This window comes from Pseudomonas sp. B2021 (assembly GCF_018135665.1).
In the GTDB taxonomy this organism is placed as follows: Bacteria; Pseudomonadota; Gammaproteobacteria; order Pseudomonadales; family Pseudomonadaceae; genus Aquipseudomonas; species Aquipseudomonas lactis.
The window spans coordinates 1-5,550 of the sequence record NZ_SMOF01000007.1 but is presented as its reverse complement, the minus strand read 5'-3'; the positions used below and the strand labels follow the sequence as shown (position 1 = coordinate 5,550).

The window sequence follows — 5,550 nt, the reverse complement described above, 5'->3', positions numbered from 1 at the left end:
CTTTCATCACCGCCAGGAACGCCACCATGATCTCGGCACTGCGCGGCATGGCGATAGCCACCCGCACTTCCGGGCCGACGCCACGGGCGATCAAGGCATGGGCCAGGCGGTTGGCCTGGCGATCCAGTTCACCGTAAGTCAGGGTTTGCGCGTCGAATTTCACCGCCACCGCGTCCGGAGTTTCGCGGGCGCGATCGCCGACCAATTCGTGCACCAGGCGCTCGGCCGAAAAGCCAGACTCCGTGCGGTTCCACAGTTGCAGGATCTGTTGTTGTTCGGTCACATCCAGCAAGCTCAACTGGCTGAGCTGCTGTCGTGGGTTGGCGACCATACCCTGCAGCAGGTTCTGCCAGTGGCGCGCCATGCGTTGCACGGTGCTGGCTTCGAACAGGTCCTGGGCATAACCCAAAGTGGCCCATATACCTTCGGTGGACTCCTGAATATCCAGGTCCAGGTCGAAATGTGCGGTCTTGCTGTCCCAGTCCAGGCCTTCTACCCGCAGCCCTGGCAATTGGTGCTGAACCTGAGCCTGGCCGACGTCAGTCTGATGGTTGAACATGACCTGGAACAGCGGGTTGTGGCTCAGGCTACGCTCAGGTTGCAGGGCCTCCACCAGTTGTTCGAACGGCAAATCCTGGTGGGCCTGGGCTTGCAGGGCGCGTTGCCGAACGTGCTGCAGCAACTGCTCGACACTCATCTGCCCATGCACATCCGCCTTGAGCACCTGGGTGTTGACGAAGAAGCCAATCAAGCGCTCGGTCTCGCTGCGATTGCGGTTGGCAATCGGCACGCCGACGCGTATTTCTTCCTGGCCGCTGTAGCGGTGCAACAAGGTCTGGAACGATGCCAGCAACAACATGAACAGGGTCACGCCCTGCTGTTGGGCCAAAGCCTTGAGCCCCTGAGCGAGTTCCGGCGCCAGCTCGAACGCCAGGCGTGCGCCGCGGTGGCTCTGCACAGCCGGGCGCTGGTGATCGAACGGCAACTCCAGCACGCTCTGCTCACCGCCCAACAGTTCCTGCCAGTAGGCCAGTTGACGTTGCTTCTCACCGGCGTCCATCCAGCTGCGCTGCCATACGGCGTAGTCGGCATACTGGATCGGCAGCGCCGGCAACTGCACGTCCTGGCCTTGGCTATAACCGGCATACAGCTGCACCAGTTCTTCGACAGCCAATTGCATCGACCAGCCATCGGAGACGATGTGATGCTGCACCAATACCAACACATGCTCGTCGGCGGCCAGGCGCAGCAAAGTGACGCGCAGCAAAGGGCCTCGTTGCAGGTCGAACGGCTGGGCGATCAGCGCTTCTACATGGGCCTTGAGCTCGGTCTCTTCGATCTCCGCCTGGGTGATCGGCAAGGAAACTGACGGCTCAATCACTTGCACCGCGCCGTCGTGATCCTGGTGGATATGGGTGCGCAGGCTTTCATGGCGCGCCAGCAAGCTATCGAAACTGCGTTGCAACGCAGCCAGGTCCAACCGCCCTTTCAGGCGCAACGCGCTGGGAATGTGATACGCCGCGCTGTGGGGTTCCAGTTGCCAGAGAAACCACTGTCGCTCCTGGGCGTAAGACAATGGCAACGGCTGCACGCGCCCGGCCGGCAGCAGGGCCGGCGTCGTTGGCAATGGGCTCTCCTGGGCTTGCAAGGCCGCGACAAACGCCTCCAGCCGCGGGTGTTCAAACACGGCTTTGAGCGGCACTTCCAGGCTCAGGGTCTGGCGGATGCGTGACACCACCTGCATCGCCAACAGGGAATGCCCTCCCAGTTCGAAGAAGTGCTGGTTCAAGCCCACACGTTCGGCTCCAAGAATAGCCGCCCAGATCGCCGCCACCTGTTGTTGCAACGGGGTGACCGGCGCCCGCCAATCCTGTTGTTCCACGCTGGCATCTGGCTTGGGCAGGGCCTGGCGATCCAGCTTGCCGTTGGGGTTGAGCGGCATGCGGTCGAGAAAGATCAGGTGCGCCGGCACCATGTAGTCGGGTAGGTGGTCGCGCAAGGTGGCCATCAACTGTTCGCCCACCTCGGCGCACTCGGTTTCAGACAGCGTCTGCGCAGGTACCAGGTAGGCCAGCAGTTGGTTGTCGGCAGCCAGCAACAGCGCTTCACGCACGCTGTCCTGGGCCAGCAGCACAGTTTCAATCTCACCCAGTTCTATGCGAAAACCACGAACCTTGACCTGGTGATCGACCCGCCCGACATACTCCACCACGCCATCGGCTCGGTAGCGGGCCAGGTCGCCGGTGCGGTACAGGCGCTCGCCGGATGGGCTGAACGGGTCAGCGACAAAGCGCTCGGCGGTCAGGCCTGGCCGCTGCAAATACGCACGGGCCAAGCCATTGGCGCTGGCGCTGGCGATATAGAGTTCACCCACGGCGCCCAGCGGCAGCAGGTTCAGGTCGCGGTCCAGCACATAGAGGCCACGCCCTGGCAGCGCCCGGCCAATGGGGCTGGCACCGACGGCGCTGACAGCGCTCGGGTCAGTGCAGTCCAGCACGCTGGAAACCACCGTGGCCTCGGTAGGCCCGTAGGTGTTGAGCAAGCGCACATGGCCGAGCCCGGCGCGCTGCCACAACAGCGGGCCATCCAACGGCATGGCTTCGCCGCCGATATGGATCTGCCGCAAGGCACCATAGGTCCTTGGGCCTGCTGCCAGGCAATCTTGCAGGAACAGCTTCCAGTAGGCGGTGGGCAAGTCGGCCAAGGTAATACCCTGGGCGATGATCTGTCGGTACAGCTCGGCACCGTCCCACAACTGCGGGCCACGCAGTACCACGGTGGCGCCGAGGGTCAGGGCTGGGTATAGCTGCTCGACGAAACCGTCGAAGTTCAAGGTGGCAAACTGCAACACTCGGTCCTGGGCAACCAGCTGCGAGTAATCCGCCGCGATGCCAGCGAACTCACTCAGTGCAGCATGGCTGATGGCAACCCCCTTGGGCTTGCCTGTGGAGCCGGAGGTGTAGATCACATACGCCAGGCTCTGGGGCTCGACATCAACCGGTAAATTATCGTCGGCACACAACGCCAACTGCGCCTGGACCCGGTCGATGTCCACCGCCAGCACCTGGGTCGGCAACGGCAGGCGCCCATGCAGGTGGGATTGGGTCAACACCAGGCCCACACCACTGTCCTCAAGCATATGCACCAGACGTTCGCGGGGGTACTCAGGGTCCAGCGGCACATAGGCCGCTCCCGTCTTGAGCACCGCAAGCAAGCTGACCACCATGGCAAAGGAGCGTTCCACGGCGATCCCCACCAGCGCTTTAGGGCCTACGCCCTGGGCCAGCAGGTAATGCGCCAGGCGGTTGGCCTGACGGTTCAGTTCCCCATAGCTGAGGGCCTGCTCATTCAGGGCCAGGGCCTGACGTTCCGGCTGCTGATCAGCCTGGGCTTCAAACAGCCGGTGCACAGCCTCAAAGGGGGTGACACCAGCCGGAGTGTTCCAGTCCTGAAGCATCCTGTGTTGCTCAGCGGCACCCACCATCGGCAGCTCGCAGAGGCGGCTGCGGGGTGCGCTCACCACCGCCTGCAGCAGGTTCTGCCAGTGTTGCGCCAAGCGCTCGATGGTGGCTGCATCGAACAGGTCGGTGGCGTAGGTCAGCGCAGCCCAAAGCCCGTCGGCGGATTCATGGGTGTCCAGGCTCAGGTCAAAATGGGTGGTCTGGCTGTCCCAATCCAGTTCCACCACACGCAGGCCCGGTAACTGCTGGCCTTCCCGGTCGCCCTGGGCATCGGTCTGGTGGTTGAACATCACCTGGAACAATGGGTTGTGGCTCAAGCTGCGTTCAGGCTGCAATGCCACCACCAGTTGCTCGAATGGCAGGTCCTGATGAGCCTGGGCCTCCAGGGCGCGGCGTTTGGTTTGTTGCAGCAGCTCGGCAAAGCTCATCTGCCCGTCAAGGTCAGCCTTGAGTACCTGGGTGTTGACGAAGAAGCCGATGAGCCGCTCGGTTTCGACGCGGTTACGGTTGGCATTCGGCACGCCAATGCGGATATCCGACTGCCCGCTGTAGCGATACAACAAGGCTTGGAACGACGCCAGCAGCAGCATGAACGCGGTCACGCCCTCTTGCTGCGCCAGGCGCTTGAGCCCCGCCACCAGCGTCGGTTGCAGATGCGCCTGCAGGCTTGCACCGCGATGGCTTTGCTGCGCCGGCCGCGGGCGGTCCAGCGGCAATTCCAGCACCGGTTGCTCGCCGCCCAGCAGGGCCTGCCAATACGCGAGTTGGCGCGCCTGTTCCCCGGCTTCCATCCAGCCGCGTTGCCACAACGCGTAGTCGGCGTACTGGATCGGCAGTTCCGGGAGTTGCAGGTCATGGCCCTGGCTATGGGCGGCGTAGAGCTGCACCAGTTCCTCTACCATCACCTGCATCGACCAACCATCGGAGACAATGTGGTGCTGCACCATCACCAGCACATGTTCATCCTCGGCCAGTTGCAACAGCGTCACACGCAACAACGGCGCCTGGTGCAAATCGAACGGCCGCGCCACCTCCTCTTCCACCCGCGCCATCAACTGTGCTTCATCGACGTGCGCCTGCTGGATCTGCACCCGCGCCTGCGGCATCACTGCCTGCCACAGGCGTTCACCGTCCTCGACCAGTTGCGTGCGCAAGCTTTCATGCCGGGCCAGCAGGCTGTCGAAACTGCGTTGCAACGCGGCCAGGTCCAAGTGCCCGTGCAAACGCAGGGCGCCAGGGATGTGATAGGCGGTGCTGTCCTTGTCCAGTTGCCAGAGGAACCACTGGCGTTCCTGGGCGTAAGACAACGTCGGTGTGTCGCTGTCGTGGCGGGTGGGAGCAATCGGCAATTGAGCGAAACTCATGCCCCGGCTGTGCAGGCGCTGGTAAAACTGCTGGCGCTGCTCCAGAGGCAAGCGAAGAAAGCGCGACACCAGGTCAATATTAGGGTTGGAAAGCATGGTTCAAATCGCCTCTAGTTCGCTCAAAAAGTCACGAAGGTCATCAAAATCTTCCACGCTGCCGGCGCGGAAAGTGGCTGCGGCCTGCACGTAGGCGCGCAGCGATTCGGTCTGGAACAGTTCCATCAACGGTACGTCCAGGCCGAGCTCGGCCTGCACCCGCGAGGTAATCTGGATCGCCAGCAAGGAGTGGCCACCGACGTCAAAGAAGTTGTCGTTCAGGCCCACTTGCGGCAGGTGCAGGATGTCGGCCCAGATCGTGGCGATCTGCTGCTCAAGCTCGGTTTGCGGAGCCAGGTACTGCTGCTGCATCTGGCTCGCATCCGGCAGCGGCAGGCCCTTGCGGTCGAGCTTGCCGTTGGGGGTCAGCGGCATCTGCGCCAGGAATACGAAGTGGCTGGGCACCATGTAGTCCGGCAGGTCGGCTTTCAGGCCACGACGCAGGGCGTCACGGAACTCAACCGGGTCGGCCAGGCTGGCGTCGGCCGGTACCACATAGGCCACCAGTTGCTTACCGGTCGGCCCCTCCTGGGCCACCACCACGGTTTCACCGACACTGGCTTGCTCACGCAAGCGCGCTTCGATTTCCCCCAGTTCGATACGAAAACCGCGGATCTTCACTTGATGGT

General features: G+C 63.0%; 2 protein-coding genes. Both read right to left on the bottom strand.

Annotated elements, in window-relative coordinates; genetic code table 11:
• Positions 1-4,921: non-ribosomal peptide synthetase (locus E1K68_RS27300; protein WP_212614945.1), on the bottom strand; the 4,921-nt coding region annotated here is incomplete at its 3' end.
• A gap of 3 nt (positions 4,922-4,924) precedes the next feature.
• Positions 4,925-5,550 (bottom strand): phosphopantetheine-binding protein (locus E1K68_RS27295; RefSeq protein ID WP_244858948.1); only part of this gene is annotated, 626 nt, incomplete at its 5' end.